The organism is Corynebacterium sp. AOP40-9SA-29 (assembly GCF_052377405.1).
Classification (GTDB): Bacteria; Actinomycetota; Actinomycetes; order Mycobacteriales; family Mycobacteriaceae; genus Corynebacterium.
Genome location: NZ_JBQSWR010000011.1, coordinates 19,057 through 34,153, shown reverse-complemented (window position 1 = coordinate 34,153; position 15,097 = coordinate 19,057). Strand labels below are relative to the sequence as shown.

The window sequence follows — 15,097 nt, the reverse complement described above, 5'->3', positions numbered from 1 at the left end:
GCCACACTACCGGGTGGGACAGCCCATGAACACTCGCAACAGGACTCCATGTTTCCTGACACAGCAGCGATCACAAACAGACCAACAGATCGAGCACCAACGGCCAGACCGAAGATCAACTGCGAGCTCACGAGTACACCACGATCGAGAGACTGAACCGACGCAGTTCCTCCCTCCCAAGTCGATCGAAACTGAAGAGAAAAAGACAGGCACACCTCTGGCAGATGTATCTGCAACTTTTTGGGGATGGCTTGTCTGTGCCGCTTACCAGCGGCGATGTACGAGCGCCCAGAGGGCGCTCGCGGCAGGTCCTCTGACCGTCTACTATCAGTGACCATGATGTCGGGACACGTGCTTCACGCAGGCGAGGGATACGCCTACCTGATGCGCAGTGTCGCCACCAACGATGAGCCCACGTCGGTCAAGACCGGACTGTTCGACTACTACGAATCCCACGGCACCCCTCCCGGCACATGGTGGGGCACTGGCCTGCAGGCTCTGAACTCCGAATCAGCAGTCGCAGGAGCCACAGTCACCGAGGATCAGATGGCTGCCCTATTCGGTGAAGGCCTGCACCCGGACTCCGACGAGATGATCTCCCGCGGTGCGACGATGAAAGACGTCCAACTCGGACGAGCGTTCCCCCTGTACTCCGGCAAAGACCCCGTGGTTGCCAAGCTCAACAAAGCCGAGAAGGCAGCAGTTGCCGACCTCGGTCGTCGACTGACCAAAGACGAGCGCACCGACATCGCCGTTGCCACAGTCCGCGACGACTACCACGACGCCACCGGAGAGACCAACCCGCACCCCAAGGACGTCGCAGCGTGGGCGAACAAACGCAAACAGGACGTCAAGCAAGCCACCTCCGGCTTCGACTTCACCTTCTCCCCACCCAAGAGTGTGTCCATGCTCTGGGCCCTCGGCGACAACGAAACCCGCAAGGCGATCGAGGATATCCACCACCAGACCGTCAACCACACACTGAACTGGTTCGAGAACAACGCTCTCTACACCCGTGACAGCACACGGGGCGGCGGTGGACTGGTCCGGACATCCGGGATGCTGGCAGCACAGTTCGACCACTTCGACACCCGGGCAGGTGACCCCGACCTACACACACACGTCGCGATCGCCAACAAGGTCTACGACCCTGAGTCAGACAAGTGGAAGTCCATCGACTCCCGCTCCACTCTCCGCCACATCGTCACTGCCTCGGCACGCTACAACACCCTGCTGATGGACCAACTCTCGGCCAAGCTCGGCGTTGCCATCTCCGCTCGAGACATGGGCGAGGGCAAGCGCCCGGTCCACGAGATCGCCGGCATCCCCGAGGAGCTAATCACCGCAGGGTCAAAGCGCCGAGCCCAGGTCACCGAAGCCACCGAGAAGTTGGTCGAAGAGTACTTCGACAAGCACGGTCGGGCACCCTCCGCCAAGACCATGCACGAGCTCGCCCAGCAGGCCACACTGGCAACCCGGCCAGACAAGGCCGAGGCCCAGTCACTGGCACAGTTACGCGGTGGGTGGCGTGACGAGTTCGCCGCCGTCGTCGGCGGCCCGGAGCCCCTTGACGATCTACTAGCCGGCGTCCACGGTGAACACGCGACGACCGCCAGCCTCGACGCACGCCTTAACCTCCCCGAACCTGGTGACGAGCATTACCCTGGTGCCCTCGATGCTGTTGCCGATCAGGCCGTAGCCCTGGCCGCTGACCGACGCTCCCACTTCGCTGAACGTCACCTCGACTCCGCTGTCTCCGACATCCTGCGTGGCTACAAGACACCAGAGTCCATGAGCGTTGATGACCTTCACGATGCCGTGTACCTGCGGGCCGCACACCGTGCGGTGGAGCTCTCACCGCGTGAGGTGTGGAACCTGCCCGAAGCGATGACCCACCTCAACGGTCAGGCCATCGACCGTAACCCCGGCGACACCTACTTCACCTCACGCGCAGTCATGGCGATGGAAGACACCATCGTGGCCGCCGCAACCTCCCCGGTGGGCTTCATCGCCACCGAAGAGACCATCCAGTCTGCCATCGCCGACTACAACGCAGACTCCAAGTTCGATGTCAACGACGGCCAGGAGGCAATGATCCGCCACCTCGCCTCCTCCGGCACCCAGACCGCGGCCGCCGTCGGCCCGGCAGGTACCGGTAAGACCACCTCCATGAAGGTGCTCGCCGACATCTGGCGACGAGACGACCACAACGTCATCGCCCTGTCGACACAGCGCACCGCGGCCAAGGGCCTGGCCGACGAGATCGACGCCGACGGCTACACCCTCGACTCACTCACCCGCCCCTGGCGAGGCGAGTTCGACGGCACCGACGCCAAGGATCTCACCGGCCTGCCCGTCGCCCTCTCCCCCGGCGACATGCTCCTGGTCGATGAGGCCGGCATGGCCTCCACCGACAACCTCGCAGCCATCACCGAGATCGCCGAAGCCAGCGGGGCCGTCCTGCGCATGATCGGAGATCCCGCCCAGCTGTCCGCCGTCGGGCGCGGCGGTGCCTTCGACCACCTGTGCAAGGTCAGTGGAGCGACGGAACTCGACACCGTGGTGCGCATGGGAGCCGACAAAGAGCAGTCCGACAACACCCTCGCGCTACGTCACGGTGACACAAAGGGACTCGATCTGTACTTCGACCGAGGCTGGGTCCACGACGGCACACGAGCTGACATGCTCGACGAGGCTGTTAGCGATCACCTCGCAGACCGCGCTGCCGGACACCACGGCCTGCTGATCGCTCCCACCAACCAGGACGTCTCCGCAGCCAACCAACGCATCCGCGAAGCACTGATCGCCAACGGCACCGTATCCAACACCGACGTCACCGCCCGACTGACCGACTCCGAGGCCAGCTGTGGCGACACCATCCTCGCACGCAAGAACACCCGCTACATCGACCCGGCAAGCAACACTCGCGTCGAGGTCTCCAACGGCGAGATGTTCCGCCTGGACTGCGTCGGCCCCGACGGCTCGGTCATGGCCCACCGCCTCGACGGTAAAGGCCGCGCCGGCGAGTCGATCGTTCTTCCCAAGGACTACCTGGAGTCGCACTGCCAACTCGGCTACGCTTCCACGGTCCATCGCGCCCAGGGCGCGACCGTGGCCATCTGCCGAGCGATCATCGACGCCTTCCAGTCCCGTGAGCTCGCCTACGTCGCCACGACCCGCGGGGCCAAGCAGAACCACATCTACGCCGTCACCGACGACAAGCGCACTGCCGCCGAACTCGGCGACATCGTCGACCGTGACGGAGCCGAGGCGCACATGGCCGGCCACCGAGAGGACCTGGACGCCCGAGAACTGCTCACACACGTCCTCAACAACTCCCAGGCACCCGAATCCGCCTCCGGACTCCGGGACCGCCTGGCGGCCGAGGGAGAGTCGACAGACCGCGCCACGAAGCTGTACCGCACCGCGGCGAACAAGCTCACCGACTCCTGGGCACAGCACGCCGTCAGCGACGCCGTGGACCACCTGCCGGCACTGTTCGCCTCAGAGATCTCCGAGGCAGACCAGCACCGCATTGCCACTGCCCTGGCTGGTGCCGCCACCTCCGGCGCCGACGCCGAAACGGCTCTGCAGGAAGCCTTCGACCTTGACGGTAGTGAGCGCGACATCCCCGCGGTGATCACCCACCGGATCAAGAGCCACACCCTCGACACCGACCGTGACCACTCCCCCGTCCTGCCACCACGTTGGCTCGGCGAGGACACCCAACTGCGCATCTTCGCCGAGGACACCTCCCTACGCCTGGCAGGACTCGATGCTGGGCCTGTCGACGACATCGACGTCCTCAACCGTCAGTACGCCGAGACCTGGGTCGAACGCATCGCTGGACTCGCCGGCGACAAGGACCAGATCACCGACACCGACCGAGAACGACTGATCACCACGGCCGCGGCCGCCACCCGCTCGGGTGCCGACATCGACACCCTCCCCCCAGCCATCGGCGCACTCTACGCCGCCGGAATGAACGACGGACAGACCCTCGTCGAACTCGCGGCCACCCGCTTGGACTCCGAACGCCTATCCGGCTCGGACGACCACATCCCCGGCCCCCCAGACGGACAGGACATCGAGCTGCGCCGCAAGATCGCCGACGAACTCGGCATCACCCTCGACATCGTTGACCACGTCAACCACGTCGAGGACTCCCCCGACCCCTACGGCCTCGGGGATCTGTCCCTGCCGACCTTCGATCCCCACCAGGACAATGCGCCAGCACCGTGGGCGCAACCCGACCCGGGAAACGACCTGGGGCTGTAGGCCTCCACCCTGATTGACGGGGGGTGTCTACCGGGAGATAGCTCGTGACAGGTGCCTCATCTGTGCAGAGGTGGACTCGATGACTCTTGTCCGAAATATACTCACAGCATTTTCCAACATGTCGGCATCATCAATATTGTCAATATCGGTGGAGTGAGGAGGGAGGAGTTCATGTAATACCTCGGTGTATGATTTTAATGTCCCCCCTTTTGGTGAAACGAGACCGGCCATGCCATATCTGGAGAACTCTTCGGTCACCATTTCTTCGTATTGATATGTACCATTAACCGCTGCTTCAACATCTCTTTTTAGCTCGGCGTGAAGATTTGACAATGATCCGATCGTCTCAAGTCCTAGCGTTATCCTATCGATCAAGCTCGACATTGATCTTGTTCTTCTATTGAGTTGCCCGAATTGCTCTTCTGCGGCGATAGCAATTCTTTCTGATGATTTCTCTAGTTCTTCATTGTTAAATGTTTCTTTCATGTCCGCGATAGCGTAGTTTATTTCCGTGAGTTTATTTAACACCTCCTCCTTTCTCTTGATTTTCCTGTCTTTATCCGTTGCCCAGTAGGTTGTCATTGAACCCACAATGACACCCACCAGCGACCCTGTTGTGGGTATGATGATCTCTGCGATAGCCATGTCGGTCTCTCCTTGAGTCCTGGTAGATGTCCTACTAATGAACATAGAACGCCCTCGACGCCGAACGGAAGGCATCGAGGGCATAAACGGACAATTCGCTGTTGATCACTCCATCTCGCGACCGCCGTTCGCCGCCATGGCATCCTCCTGCTGGGGAGACTCGGCATGTTCAACCGAGTTAGTCGACCACTGTCCCTCCGACAGATCGAGGTTGGCCCCCTGGATGATCTCGTCAGTGCTCGGAATCTCCACCTTGTCGGGCACCTGCTCGCCCCACCCCTCGGTCTCCAGCTCCACCGACCGGGCGATCAACTCCGGGCAGAAGGTGTTTCCTTCACCGACATCCAGCGCCGCCGACAGAATAGCCTGCCCCTTCGGCGTCAGCATCTCCTGTGAGTCAACCCACCCGTCGGCCCCATCAATCTGCCAGTACTGCATCTGCACCCCCGCGCCTTCTGGTCGAAGGTCATGGTGGGAAACACCGAAGGGCTCCGGCTCCTCCTCAGCGGTCCACTGCTCGGATTCCTCCAGATTCAGACCATGCCCGGAGGCCGCGGTCCGAACGGCGTGCTCCATGTCGTGCACCGCGGTCTGATATGTCGCTCCCGCCGAACCGTGGGTGTTCGCGTCCTCATTAACCTCGTAGAACTCGGGAGTGAACAACTCCCCCGGGTCTACAGCCCCCTCGACCTCGGTGGGCATGGCGGACAGTGCAGTGGTGTTCTCAACTGTCGTTTCCAGATCTTCCGCCGCCGTGGGTTCAGCTTCCGGCTCACCGGTCACCGTCGGATCGAACGCCCGCGTCGGATCCGGATCTACCGACACCTCCGGCGCCTGCTCACGCTCCGCCTCAACCGACGGCTCGCCGACGTCGGGGCCCTCGGCCGGACCGGACATCTCGACAGCGGATTCGCTGATCCCCAAGGATGCAGCGACTGACTCATCGACCAGGTCCACCACCCTCAACGACTCGAACGTCGTCTCCCCGACCTCATTCACCCCGGTCTGGAAACTCACCGTCATATCCGGGCCCTGGCCGTGGATATGACTGCTGTTCTGCCAGTCGACCTCCTGGCCGAACGCCGATGCCACGATCAGCTCCTCAACCTCAGCCATCGCCGAGGCCTCGTTGTGAGCGGCATCCTGAAACCGTCGGAAATGCTCGGTCACCAGGTCATCAGGAACAAGCCCACTGCCCGCCTCTGGGGCCGTCGTGCTGCCCTGCTCCTGTATTGAAGCATCAACACTGCCCTGACCCAGAAGCATCTCCTGGCCCCGGTCGGTGACCAGATCCTCCAGACGCTCCTGCCGGTAGACCGCCGTGGTACCCACCTCCGGAGCCAGCCACGACAACTGCTCACCCGTCGACGGACCATCGGTGAACTCCGAGACCTGCTCCGGGTTCTCGATCGACTCCTGCAAAGCCACCTGCACGCGCTCAGCGAGCTCCACCCGGGATGCCGCCGAGGTCCGGTGCGCCAGCAGCGTCTCAGTCCCCAGAGACCCGACCAGTGTCTCGCGTGGGTTGAAGGTGGCCCCTTCGCCCACGGCCAACGACTCGTTGAACAGTGCCTGACCGGCCGGGGTCAACAGATCGCTGGTGTCATGCACAAACGGCTCACGGTCGGGCCGGCCAAACCGGATCTGTGCTCCCGCACGCTCGCCGGGACTGATCGGCCCCAACTCGTAGCGGTCACCGTCTGGAGTGAATGCCTGAAACCCGTTGGTGCCATTTCCCAGTGCCGCGGCCGCCACCATCGTGTGCAGGCCACGCATCGCGGCCTGCTCCGCTGCCGTTCCGGCGGCGACACGCTGGTGCCACTGTTCGCTGAACAGGTTGTTGAAGCCTTTGATCGGTGCCATGGTGATTCTCCTTGCCGTTGGTGGTGATAGTGGTTGTGCTGTGGTGGATCTGTGCGACCGCTATGCCTCAGCGGTCGCCGGTTCAGCCGTTTCAGCTGGTGCTGCCTCGGCCTGGTTCTCCTGGGTGGTCTCAGCGGTGGCCTCGGCGCCGGCACCTGGTGACGTCTGCTCGTCAGCCATCGCCTGTCCCAGATCACCGACCACCGCCTGCGAGCCGAACTCGGCCGACTCAACAGCCTCAGGCTCCGCGCCCTCCTCGGCCAGGTCTGCACCCTGCCCCGCAGTGGATTCCAGATCAGTGCCCTGATCGGCGCCGGTATCCACCCCCAGCTGCTCGACTCGCTCGTCGACCACCGTCGACAACAGCTCTGCACCTGCTGCACCCACGGCGATCGCCGCCATCGCCGACGAGATATCCGCCGACATCGACGGCGCCTGCTGATTGGCCTGAGCCTGTGCACCCTGATGCTCGGCCTGCCTCTGCTGAGCACTGACCTGCTGGACACTCTGCTGGCGTTCCAACTCGGCCTGTGCAGCCTGCAGATGCTCGCCTTGACCGTTGAGATGATCCTGACGCACCAGCGCCAGGTTCTCCCACGCCTGCTTCTGCCCGACCAGGCCACGCCGACCCAGCTCGGAGGAGATCCGGGAGGTCTCCCCCGTGACCTGCTGGCCATTCATGCCCCGGGTATGGGTCTTCCACATGTAGCTGGTCAACTGCCCCTGGCTCATCCTGCGCAGCTGCCGGGCCGTCGGAGCCTTGGTCTGCCGCAATCGGCGCGATTGCCGGTTCGGATCGGTCTGCCGTGAACCTCCTTTGTGCGCCACCATCAGCCCCGCAGCACCGAAGCTACGGGTCAGTGTCGTCATTTCCTGGTCGAGATCCCGAAACGGATCGCCGCTTCCACTCATCAGTTCACTCCTTGCTCATCAAGTACGGGTGTCTCCGCCGCATCAGCGGACGGTTCAGCCGGATCGTTCAGCACCATCGGCGCGCTCGGCAGCGCCGGCGCCGGACGGTGCTTGTCCTCCTTGCAGTTCACAAACGGACTGTTGGGGCCGGTCAGCCACCGGAAGTGATAGTCGCCGACATACCGGGCCCACACCTCCTCACCGGTGGCCGGGTTCTCCGCCCGGTGGGTCTCCCACGACGCCCACGCCATCGTCAGCCGGCGGACGGCGGCCGGATGCGCCCACCACCGTGCACACCAGCGCACGTCGTTGGACAGCTGGGCCGGGTAGAGCTCCAGGAAGACCTCGTCGACAAACTCGTAGACGTCCCGGTAGCGCGTCTTGACCGGCAGGCCCAGCTCCGCGGTCTCATACCGCAGTGCCTGCCTGGCCATCTCCCGGTCGATCGCCGGGCCGATCGCCGGATTCGCGATGAACTTCGCCGTCACCTTCTGCACACGGGCTTCCACCGTCGTTTTCAGCACGCTGCTGAACGCGGCATCAATAACCTTCGCGAGATACCCCATCACGCCACCGCCTGATCCACAGACTCTTCGACCGCAAGGGCCTCAGCACGCTTCTGCGCCCTTCCGAGCACACGATCAGCGTTGCGCATCTGTTCACGCAGCGGGCGCTCCCAGAACGGCACCGCCTCCACGATCATCGGCGCCGACTTCTGCGGGATCACCAGCATCAGGTGCGCGTCCAACCCACGCAGATCCGCCGCGGTGAGAATCGCCCGATCACGCTCGGAGGCCGAGGTCGAGGTGTTGAACGACGAGGAATCCGTCGACACCGAGAACTGCTGGTGCTGGTACTCACCGACGAAACTCACCGCCTCCTCCAGGAACGCCTTGTCCTTGATGCCGCCACCGATGATCAGCGTCGCGTTGGTCATCATGTCGTGGGCGTTGTCCTCGCCGTAGATCCGCTTGGGCTGGCGGAACGACTGGAAGATCGACGAGATCAGAATCCCCTTCGAGCCGAAGTGGCTGTACACCTCGGCGAGCTGACCCCACTTGACCACGTTCGCGGCCTCATCCAACGGCATCACCAGCGGGATCCGCAGGCGCCCGCCGTTGCGCCGCGAGGCATCCTCGGCCTCCTCAGTGATCCACACAACCAGGGCAAGCACCAGCAGGCTGGCAGACCCCGCACTGCGCGGGTCCGACAGCAGGTACAACGTCGGCGACTTCCCCGCCTCATGATCGGCGATGAAGTCGGTCGGGTTGAACCGGCGAACCCCAGGCTGCGGGGTGACCCACCGCTGCATCGACTTCTTCGCCAGCGGGGCGACCATGTACTGGATCGAGAAGAAGATGCCCGACCGGGTCTTCTCGGTCAGGTCGTAGGTGCCCTTGGCCTGCATCGCGATCGACGGGAAACCGTGGTCGCGGAGGATGTCGATGACCTCCCGGTCCGACTCGTCGTAGACCCAGTCCAGGATCTCGGTCACCTGCCGGCCGGTCAGCGTCGCCGCGAGCAGGAAGCAGCTCAGCAGCTGCGCGCCCGAGGTGCGCCACTCCTCACCCTGACCACCCGAACCGATGTCGACACCGGCGTTGTTGGCGAACAACACCGCCAGATCCACCGACGCCGAATCCCACTCGTCGGCCGGCCGGCGGCGGATGAAGTCGAGTAGGTCGACGGTGAAGTCCGGGGCCTGATCCTTGGCCATCCAGATCCGCTGCGGATCACACACCAGGCAGTCACCCACCGCACTGCGTGCGGCGATCGAATCCTCCACGAGGTCAGGCTTGTTTCCAGTGCCCACCACCCCGCCCGGGGCAGACAGGAACTGCGGCAGCACCCGGCCGGTCGTCTTTCCGTACCGAGCCGCCCACATATCCACCGTCAACGTCTCGTAGTCCAACCAGACCTCCTTACCAGTGCCCAGCTCCCGACCGATCAACTGGCCAGGCTCCACCGAATCCGGCAGATCCGGGTTGGTGCGTGCGGCCGACTCGGTGACGGCCTTGCGAGACATCGAGGAGATCTGCCGCTTGGTCGCCATGTGCTTGGTGGCGTGCACGATGTTGGCACCCTTACGGGTCGCCTTCTTCTTCGCCCGCAGCCCCATGATCACCGTGATCACCACGACCAGCAGGGCGAACAGCACCAGGGAGACGACCAGGCCACCGGTGGACACAGCCACCTCGGTGCCCGGGGTGAGCGCATCCTGGAACAGGGCCACAGGGTTGAACGACACCCCCGGCCCCACGATCGCCTGGCCAGCCCAGAACAGGGTCCAGCCGCCGGCTACGATGCCGGCGAGGAAGACCCAGAACCACATCGGATCCGCCGGGGCTTTCGATGCTCCACGGGGGTTACTCATTGCCCTCACGTCCTTCCATGATTGTTGACTTCCAGAGCACGGCACCGATCTCGTGGAAACGGAGTGACCTGGACTTGGGTAAATCTCGAAATGGTGTGATCTCCCATGGGCGCAGGGCCTCCCACTGCCAGAGGGTCGTTCCCCACGCTGATACCGCTCCGATGACCGTCACCTGGTCGACGTCCTCGAACAGCAGATCGCTCAGTACCTCGTTGTCCTGGCGACGGGAGATCTCCAGGAGCTTGTTGTACGACCCCGACCGGCCCAGTCCGACAGCCGACTCAACGACGATGAGGGCTTCATCGCCGATCGGCCAGGCGTACACCGTGCAGGTACCGTCCTTGTCGAGGTATCGGTCAGGATCAGGACCTGACCAGGTGAAGTTCAATGGTGCCGGCCCCAGTGCCTCTTCCGAATAGTGCTCCTGGAGAGCCAGCCGACGTAGGCCGGTGAGAAACCGCAGGTTCACCGGCGTGCTCTGTAGCTCCAGCCGACCAGCCGTGAAATCGTCGAAGGTGGTGGCGGCCGCGTCCAGGATCATGTTCGCCAGCTCCGGGGTCTCTTTCTCCGTGTCGGGGTCGGGGTGGTCCCACATGATCGGCAGTTCCCACTCCGGCCGGACTGACCACACACCGGTCAGCCGGTGGCGACCGTTACGCACTCCCCAGTTCTTCCCGGCCGAGAAGTCAGCCAGCGCCGCCGGCGGGCCGCGCAGCCAGTCACGAACCATCCGCGTCTCCTCGACACCCAGATCCGCAGTCACCGCGGCGACGGCCGCGCCGGTCGGCTCCCCCTGAGGATCGGCGCCCTCGACAACACCGTCCAGGCAGAACAGTCGCCGCACGGCGATGCCCACCGCTTCCCAGTCCGGGATCGGTTTGTCCTCGTGCCGCCGCTCAGATGAGGGGTTCTCGACCGTGGCACCGTGCCTGGAGAGCCCCGCAGCAGACGTGCTGAACCACAACCTACTCATCAGCGCCCTCATCCTCGGCGGGGTCATCCTCGTCCTCGGATTCGGTCTCGACCAGGGCGGTCAGCTCCTCGGTGGTGACGTTTTTCAAGTTGCGGTAGCCCGGGGCCTCCGCCATGCGCACCGCGGACTCATCCTCGTCGTCGACGGTGATATCCACCGCCACACCCAGCCGGGCTCCGGAGGTCTTCAACGCGGCCTCGTCGAGTTCCGGGCAGGTCGTCGTCAGCCACAGGCTGATCTCCTCGAGCCCCGCGGCCTCACGCACCTTCGAGGCGGCGTAGACGGCCTTGTCGGCGGCGGACTGCTCAGCACTGATCAGGTCGCCGGCCTTACGGATCTTCTCGAATCGGGTGGAGAAACCGCCGTACCAGATCGCCGTTCCATCGGCGTCGACGATGCCGTACGCCCCGGAGGCGTCCTGCTCGTTCTCCACCGCACCTGACCACAGGCGCACGAACGGCAGATCATCGGCACGCTCGGCCATGGCCTCGGCCTTGTCAGCCAGACCCGCACGCCGCTGCGCGGCATCCGCCTTGGCCATCGCCGGGAAATCCACGCCGATGATCTTCAACTTGTAGATGAACTTGCCCATGTCCTTGCTGTCATCGGAGGTGTCGACCCCCAGCTCTTCGGCGATGGTGCGCAGCTCGTCGGCAGTCTCTGCCGCGACCAGACGCTCCTTGTTTGCCGGGGTGGTGACCAGGGCCTCGATTTCGTTGAACCGATCGTTGTCGGCTTCGCTGGTCTTGGACTTCTTGGTGGTCGTGCTCATGATGAGTGCTCCTGTACGTGAATGATGTTGATGAGTGCTGTGGTGATTCGTTCGGCCGGTGGATCGGTCACTGCGTTGTCCCCTCCTCTGTGTCGTCGACGGCGTCGAGCATGTCTTCGTAGTCCTGGGCGTAGATCATCAGCGCCCCGTCGGGGGTGCCGGTCTCGGTGACCGCGAACATCATCGCGTCAGGATCTTTGAGCTCCTGGCTGTCCATCAGCCGTGCGACATGGACGTCCAGGCAGCTGGGGTGCTGACAGTCGCGGTGGGCGATGTGAGCGGCTTCGACCCAGACACCGTCGTCACCAGGTGATCGGGTGGTCTTGAACCACAGGTCGTCGCGGGGAACCACGTTGGTGCGCAGCCCTGCCTGCTGTTCCCAGGTGATGTCCAACGTCCTGTTGTTGATGTCGGGGACACACCACCCATCAGGGTTGTCGACCAGGTGCTTGGCATGGTCGGTGAGTGCGACTTGGATCTCGGACATGTCTTCTCCTTCTTCACGTTCAGGCAGATAGTGGGTGGTCACGCAGCGAGGGTGTGTTCGCCCATGCGCGACAAGGTGATGCTGTTCTTCGTGCACAGCGCCAGGAATGCATCGATGACCGGCTGGTCGATCGTCTTTCGGACGTTGTTGTTGAATCGGCCGGCGATCTCGTCCAGCAGGCCCTGGTCGGTGTCCACGTCGTAGACGATGTGGAAGTTCGCCACCGGTGTGCCCGCCTCGTCGACGAGCGCGCCCAGTAGGTCTGTATCCAGGGCGTTGTCGTACAACGAGATGCAGTTGCTCATCGCCACCGCCCACCGCGACAGTGTCTCGGGGTTGTCCGCTACCGAGACCGTGTAGCCGCCGGTCAGGCGCACCCCGTCGAGCTGCGGGGTCACCCTGTCCAACCAGGTCTGCGTCTTCGTCGCGGCGATCTTAAGCTGGCGACGCTGTTCTTCGATCTGCCGGGCCCTTTCGGCGTCTTCGAACCGGTTGAGCTCGGCGATGTAGTGGGGCGTGTTGGCCACCCACTGATCGCGGCTGACCGACTCTGCCTCGGGCAGGTAGCCGTTGAGGGTGGCGCGGGCCTGCTCGAAGTACCGCTCATCCCGCAGGACTTTGCCCGTGGCGGCCGCCCGTGAATCCCTGGAGCTCCGGGTGCGCTCCGGCAGCTTCAGGACCAGCTGCTCCAGATCCTTGATGTCCCGGATGTTGCGCTGACGCCGGGCTGCAATGGCTTCCGACAGCAGCGTCACGTTCCGGCCAGAGCGAGCCATATGGGACCACGTCCTGGCGACGGGATTCGGATCGCAGCAGGTCTGCGCCAACAGACGGCGAAGAACCGGTGCGGGCACCTGGCGCAGAATGCTCCGGATTTTCCGCCTCTCAAAGGAATCCATATGGAAGGGGTAGCCGAACATGTAGGTGTCCGCGGTTTCTGCGGTGAAATGGCCCCGCATGTCGTTGATGGTGTCGATGATCCAGTCGATCGGGACCAGCCCCCGATAGGCCCACAGGTGATCGAGAGCCCAGATACGCCGGTCGAACTCAGCGGTACCTGCGGTGTGCTGGGTGCAGGGCGCGAGTAGTTCGGTGATCGCCCGGGTCAGCGACTTGCGGTAGCGGCTGGTCCCGAACAGGTTCCGGGTCGCCTCGGCCCAGGACTGCGCGTCGCACAAGGCGATACGCACCGGCGGAGGGGACTCCTCGAACAAGGTATGTGTGGTGGTGTCCTCGCCCATGTCCTGGGCCATCTGGGCCAGCATCGGGAATCGCTCGTCGATGTCCGGGAACTCGCCGCAGTGTGTGGCAACCTCCCGGGCGATCACACGCCGCAGCTGGCGGAGGTGCGCGGTGGCCTTCTGGTCATCGTCGGGGTTCACCAGCAGTCGCACCGCGGTGGAGAGGTCTTTCGCGCTGAACAGGTAGCGACTGTGGGGTACCCCGGCCCGGCCACGCTCACGGCACAAGATCAGTCCTGAGGCAGTGGTCGTGATCGAGAGGGACCAATGAATCGACCAGAACGCGAAGACTTTCCCGGAGGCTCGCCGCTGAGCGAGGCGGTAGTTGGTGGTCGCGGTCACCGTCGATGTCGAGGGGGTGACGTTGACGGTGTAGCGGATTCGATCCAGGACTACTGAGGTGTGCTCGTCAAGGATGCTGGGCACGTCGTTGTCATCTGTGACCGTGTCATCATCGCGGTTGTCGAACCGTAGAATGCACGTCTTGTCTGGGGCAGTGGCTGTAGACATCAGAAGTCTCCTTGGCGTTTACCAGATGGGAACGTTCAGTGACACGAAAGAGAACACCAGCGCCGCGACAGAGCAGCCCGCCAGCGGAGCAGCCGACGCTCGCCGCCCGAAGCTCAGAACACCGCCGGCGATGATGGTCGAGAAGGTGGTCATGCAAGTGACCAGCCACACCACGCTGCCGACCCCGGCGGTGGTGATCTCCCCGACCTCGATGAGATCGGGGTAGACGAATCGCAACGGGGCCCACACGACAACGATCATGATCGCCAGGGCAAACCCGGCGTAGATTCCCGACTGTCGCAGGAACTGCTTTGACGGCAGAAAACGTGATGGCTGAGAGGGAAGTGCGGCAGTGCTCATCAGGGATCTCCTTGTTTGAAGTGGAAGGTGACGACGTCACCAAAGTCATGTCCAGCATATCGACATGTACACTTGGTGTACATGCCTGATAGGTAGACATTCTGCGGGGGCATCAGCGAACCCTCGCGGCGTCGATACGACTCGGCGCCGCATACGCCGCAATGGCGGTGCACACGATCGCCGCGAGCACCGGAATCGTCGACCAGTCACCGTCAAGCAGACCGCCGAAAACGACCCACGCAGCCGCGGCCGCGACAGCCACGGCAAGGATGGCGACACCGAACAGATTCTCGTTGCCGGTGTCCACGACCGGGAGGTACAACAGCCCCGCAGCGATACCGATCACCACGGTGATGATCGCGGTCACGACGATGTCACTGACCGCCTGCGGCACACTGTCGGTCATCCTGCCGAGCACCTGGTCGACCACGATGATCACCGCGAAGGTGATCACCCCGGCCAACCCGGCGAGAATCGCCAGGTTCTGCACGGTGCGCTTGGTGTCGAACTTGCCGGCGATCAGGGCCGGGCCCTGCTGTTCGGCACGCGGGGAGGCACCCTGCACTCCCCTGCTTGACGGGACCGGCTGACTGGTCGACGTCGACGACGCAGTCGTTGACAGGTACCGGGTGTCATTGTCGTTGGCCCAGTACGGCTTCTGATTACTCATGGCTCATCGTCC

Annotated in this window: 12 protein-coding genes; 1 reads left to right on the top strand and 11 read right to left on the bottom strand. The window is 63.6% G+C overall.

Annotation, left to right across the window (positions count from 1 at the left end; genetic code table 11):
* Positions 1-336: 336 nt before the first annotated feature.
* Positions 337-4,278, top strand: a complete 3,942-nt coding sequence (mobF, locus tag ACT3SZ_RS14950; protein WP_444619938.1) for a MobF family relaxase — start codon at positions 337-339, stop codon at positions 4,276-4,278.
* Positions 4,279-4,305: 27 nt separating this feature from the next.
* On the opposite strand, the gene ACT3SZ_RS14945 is transcribed toward mobF, so the two are convergent.
* From ACT3SZ_RS14945 to ACT3SZ_RS14895, 11 genes are all read right to left on the bottom strand, one after another.
* On the bottom strand, positions 4,306-4,923 hold the full coding sequence (locus ACT3SZ_RS14945; protein WP_444619936.1) for a hypothetical protein: 618 nt from the start codon (positions 4,921-4,923) through the stop codon (positions 4,306-4,308).
* Positions 4,924-5,028: 105 nt separating this feature from the next.
* A complete protein-coding gene (locus tag ACT3SZ_RS14940) occupies positions 5,029-6,786 on the bottom strand; it encodes a hypothetical protein (protein ID WP_444619934.1) in 1,758 nt (585 codons plus the stop codon).
* A gap of 60 nt (positions 6,787-6,846) precedes the next feature.
* Positions 6,847-7,698 carry a hypothetical protein gene (locus ACT3SZ_RS14935; RefSeq protein ID WP_444619933.1) on the bottom strand — a complete coding sequence of 284 codons (852 nt, stop codon included), beginning with the start codon at positions 7,696-7,698 and terminating at the stop codon, positions 6,847-6,849.
* Positions 7,698-8,264, bottom strand: a complete 567-nt coding sequence (locus ACT3SZ_RS14930; RefSeq protein WP_444620033.1) for a DUF4913 domain-containing protein — start codon at positions 8,262-8,264, stop codon at positions 7,698-7,700. The genes ACT3SZ_RS14935 and ACT3SZ_RS14930 overlap by 1 nt, the downstream gene beginning before the upstream one ends.
* Positions 8,264-10,072: a type IV secretory system conjugative DNA transfer family protein gene (locus tag ACT3SZ_RS14925; protein ID WP_444619932.1), complete on the bottom strand. Its 1,809-nt coding sequence runs from the start codon at positions 10,070-10,072 to the stop codon at positions 8,264-8,266. The genes ACT3SZ_RS14930 and ACT3SZ_RS14925 overlap by 1 nt, the downstream gene beginning before the upstream one ends.
* The gene (locus tag ACT3SZ_RS14920; RefSeq protein ID WP_444619930.1) at positions 10,065-11,045 is read right to left on the bottom strand and encodes a hypothetical protein; all 981 of its coding nucleotides are present in this window, start codon (positions 11,043-11,045) and stop codon (positions 10,065-10,067) included. The genes ACT3SZ_RS14925 and ACT3SZ_RS14920 overlap by 8 nt, the downstream gene beginning before the upstream one ends.
* On the bottom strand, positions 11,038-11,817 hold the full coding sequence (locus tag ACT3SZ_RS14915; RefSeq protein WP_444619929.1) for a hypothetical protein: 780 nt from the start codon (positions 11,815-11,817) through the stop codon (positions 11,038-11,040). Before ACT3SZ_RS14915 ends, ACT3SZ_RS14920 begins: the two co-directional genes overlap by 8 nt.
* A gap of 67 nt (positions 11,818-11,884) precedes the next feature.
* Positions 11,885-12,304, bottom strand: coding sequence for a hypothetical protein (locus tag ACT3SZ_RS14910; protein WP_444619927.1), 420 nt, complete (start codon positions 12,302-12,304; stop codon positions 11,885-11,887).
* Between the two features lie 38 nt (positions 12,305-12,342).
* A complete protein-coding gene (locus ACT3SZ_RS14905; RefSeq protein WP_444619925.1) occupies positions 12,343-14,055 on the bottom strand; it encodes a hypothetical protein in 1,713 nt (570 codons plus the stop codon).
* An 18-nt stretch (positions 14,056-14,073) separates the two neighbouring features.
* A complete protein-coding gene (locus tag ACT3SZ_RS14900) occupies positions 14,074-14,415 on the bottom strand; it encodes a hypothetical protein (RefSeq protein ID WP_444619923.1) in 342 nt (113 codons plus the stop codon).
* Positions 14,416-14,527: 112 nt separating this feature from the next.
* Entirely contained in the window at positions 14,528-15,085 is a 558-nt protein-coding gene (locus ACT3SZ_RS14895; protein WP_444619921.1) for a hypothetical protein, read from the bottom strand.
* Between the last annotated feature and the right edge of the window lie 12 nt (positions 15,086-15,097).

Excerpts from the sequence above, each read along its gene's own strand:
- ACT3SZ_RS14945 (WP_444619936.1), bottom strand. The coding sequence starts at position 4,923 with ATGGCTATCGCAGAGATCATCATACCCACAACAGGGTCGCTGGTGGGT.
- ACT3SZ_RS14930 (WP_444620033.1), bottom strand. The coding sequence starts at position 8,264 with ATGGGGTATCTCGCGAAGGTTATTGATGCCGCGTTCAGCAGCGTGCTG.
- ACT3SZ_RS14900 (WP_444619923.1), bottom strand. The coding sequence starts at position 14,415 with ATGAGCACTGCCGCACTTCCCTCTCAGCCATCACGTTTTCTGCCGTCA.
- ACT3SZ_RS14895 (WP_444619921.1), bottom strand. The coding sequence starts at position 15,085 with ATGAGTAATCAGAAGCCGTACTGGGCCAACGACAATGACACCCGGTAC.
- ACT3SZ_RS14935 (WP_444619933.1), bottom strand. The coding sequence starts at position 7,698 with ATGAGTGGAAGCGGCGATCCGTTTCGGGATCTCGACCAGGAAATGACG.
- ACT3SZ_RS14910 (WP_444619927.1), bottom strand. The coding sequence starts at position 12,304 with ATGTCCGAGATCCAAGTCGCACTCACCGACCATGCCAAGCACCTGGTC.
- ACT3SZ_RS14920 (WP_444619930.1), bottom strand. The coding sequence starts at position 11,045 with ATGAGTAGGTTGTGGTTCAGCACGTCTGCTGCGGGGCTCTCCAGGCAC.
- ACT3SZ_RS14940 (WP_444619934.1), bottom strand. The coding sequence starts at position 6,786 with ATGGCACCGATCAAAGGCTTCAACAACCTGTTCAGCGAACAGTGGCAC.
- mobF (WP_444619938.1), top strand. The coding sequence starts at position 337 with ATGATGTCGGGACACGTGCTTCACGCAGGCGAGGGATACGCCTACCTG.
- ACT3SZ_RS14925 (WP_444619932.1), bottom strand. The coding sequence starts at position 10,072 with ATGAGTAACCCCCGTGGAGCATCGAAAGCCCCGGCGGATCCGATGTGG.
- ACT3SZ_RS14905 (WP_444619925.1), bottom strand. The coding sequence starts at position 14,055 with ATGTCTACAGCCACTGCCCCAGACAAGACGTGCATTCTACGGTTCGAC.
- ACT3SZ_RS14915 (WP_444619929.1), bottom strand. The coding sequence starts at position 11,817 with ATGAGCACGACCACCAAGAAGTCCAAGACCAGCGAAGCCGACAACGAT.